The following is a 2,570-nucleotide window of genomic DNA, read 5'->3' as shown; positions in this document are numbered from 1 at the left end:
TCGATCATCTCCATCCAGCTCGTCTCCCGCGCCCGCGCGGCCGGGCTGGTGCTGACCACCCGTGATGTCTTCCGCCACAAGACCGTCGCCGCACTCGCCCCCGGCGCCAAGGAGGCACGGCACACAGCCGGTCCTCAGCCGTCACCGGACGCCGGCGCGGTACCGCTGGACCCGGCAGAGCGCGAACGGCTGCACACGCGCTTCCCGGGACTGACCGACGTACTGACCCTCACGCCGCTGCAGGAGGGCATGCTCTTCCACAGCGGCTACGCCCACGACACGGTCGACGTCTACCATGTGCAGACCCCGCTCGACGTCACCGGCGCGTTGTCCGCCCCGGTGATGCGCAAGGCGTGCCGGGCCCTGGTCGAGCGCCACGAGAGTCTGCGGGCCGCCTTCGTCCGGGACGGGTCCGGTCGGCCGCTCCAACTGATCCACGCCGGTGTCGAGGTGCCCTGGACCGAGGTGGACCTCAGCGGACTCGACCCCGACGAACAGCGCGCCCGGCTCGACGCGTTGCTGGCCGACGAGCGCATGCGACGCTTCGACATGACCGAGCCGCCTCTGCTGCGTTTCGCGCTGGTCCGGATGGCCGAGGACCGGCATGTGCTGGTGGTCACCAGTCACCACATCGTCCTGGACGGATGGTCGCTTCCCCTGTTGGTGCGCGACCTGTTCCAGCTGTACGCCTGGGCCGGTGACGGCTCCGCACTGCCCGCCGCCGTGCCGGTGCGGGACTACCTGGGCTGGGCCGCCGCACAGGACCGTCAGGCCGCCGAGACGGCCTGGCGATCGGCGCTGGCAGGGCTGAAGGAGCCCACCCTCATCGCGCCGCAGCTCGACAGCGCCGCTACCGACAAGCCCGCCGAGCGGATCACCCGCCACATCCCGCCGGCCTTCACCTCCGCCCTGGAAGCCGCTGCCCGGCGCAACGGCGTCACCGTCAACACGGTCGTCCAGGGCGCCTGGGCGCTGCTCGTCGGCGTACTGACCGGCCGGCAGGACGTGGTGTTCGGCGCGACGGTCTCGGGGCGCCCGCCCCAGCTGCCGGGGGTCGAGGAGATCGTCGGACTGCTGATCAACACCGTGCCGGTGCGGGTGCGCATCGACCCCGCCGAACCGCTGCGCGACCTGCTCAGCCGTGTCCAGGACGAGCAGTCCGCGCTCGCGGACCACCAGTACCTGGGGCTGCCGGACATCCAGCGGCTGGCCGGCCTGGGCGAACTCTTCGACACCTCCGTGGCGTTCGAGAACGCCCCCCTCGACGAGGAGTCCGTCCAGCGGCCGGTCCCGGGGCTGCGTATCGACCTGCTGGCCACCCAGGCTCCCGGTGCCACGCACTACCCGCTGAGCCTGGTCGCCGTCCCGGGCGAGCGGCTGCGACTCGAACTCGACTATCGCGAGGACGTGTTCACCCGCGAAGCGGCCGACCGGGTCATCGCCCGGCTGGTGACACTGCTGGAGGCGTTCGTCGTCGACGCCGGCCGGCCGGCCGGCCGGATCGGCCTGCTGAACGCGACCGAACTTGCCCAGATGATGTGGGAGTGGAACAGCTCCGTCCAGCCGGTTCCCGAGCGGACGCTGCCCGAACTGGTCGCCGAGCAGGCTCGGTTGACCCCAAACGCGCCGGCGGTCGTCTGCGGCGACGAGGTCCTCGGTTACCGCGAACTCGACGAGCGCGCCACCGCACTCGCACGGCGTCTGTCCGCCTGCGGAACCCGGCCGGAGGACACGGTCGCCCTGTTCCAGGAGCGGTCCGCTGGTCTCGTCGTGTCGATGCTGGCGGTGCTCAGGGCCGGCTGCGCCTATGTGCCCCTGGACAGGTCCGCGCCGGCCGAGAGGCTTGAGGAACTGCTGCGTGAGGTGTCCGCGCGCGTCGTGCTGGTCGACCCGCAGACCGAAGGTCTGCCGTTCGAGCACGACGCCCAGGTGGTGGAGGTCCACCCGGACGGCACCGCCGGACCGGGTGCCGAGGACACCTCCCTGCCGGCGGGTCACCCCGACCAGCTCGCCTACGTCATGTACACCTCCGGCTCGACCGGCCGGCCCAAGGGTGTTGCCGTCAGCCATCGCGCGGTCGTCGCCCTCGCCGCCGACCACTGCTGGGACCGGGAGCGGCACAGCCGCGTCCTCTTCCACTCGCCGCACGCCTTCGACGCGGCGACGTACGAGGTGTGGGTGCCGCTGCTCTCCGGCGGTTGCGTGGTCGTGGCACCCCCCGGTGACCTCGACGCCCGCGCCTTCACATCCGTCGTGTCCCGGCACGGCGTCACGGCCCTCTGGCTCACGGCCGGACTGTTCCGCACCCTCGCGGACGAGTCCGCCGAGGCCTTCGCCGGGGTCCGCGAGATCTGGACCGGCGGTGACGTGGTGTCCGCGGCCTCGGTCCGGCGCGTGATGGAGGCCCACCCGGGCATCGTCGTCACGGACGGGTACGGGCCCACCGAGACCACGGTGTTCGCCACCCACCACGTCATGAGGTCGGTCGACGAGGTGCCCGACGTGGTGCCGATCGGCCGCGCGCTCGCCAACACCTGTGTGTATGTGCTGGATGGTGGGTTGCGTCCGGT

1 protein-coding gene is annotated in these 2,570 nt (G+C 71.9%); it reads left to right on the top strand.

From position 1 onward, the window contains the following. Positions 1-2,570, top strand: a 2,570-nt coding sequence (locus AV521_RS46155) for a condensation domain-containing protein (RefSeq protein ID WP_143658785.1), incomplete at both ends; no start/stop codon positions are given.

Origin of the sequence: Streptomyces sp. IMTB 2501 (assembly GCF_001953885.1) — a bacterium.
Taxonomy (GTDB): Bacteria; Actinomycetota; Actinomycetes; order Streptomycetales; family Streptomycetaceae; genus Streptomyces.
Note: the sequence above shows the minus strand (reverse complement) of the source record. Positions and strands in the feature narration are given on the sequence as shown.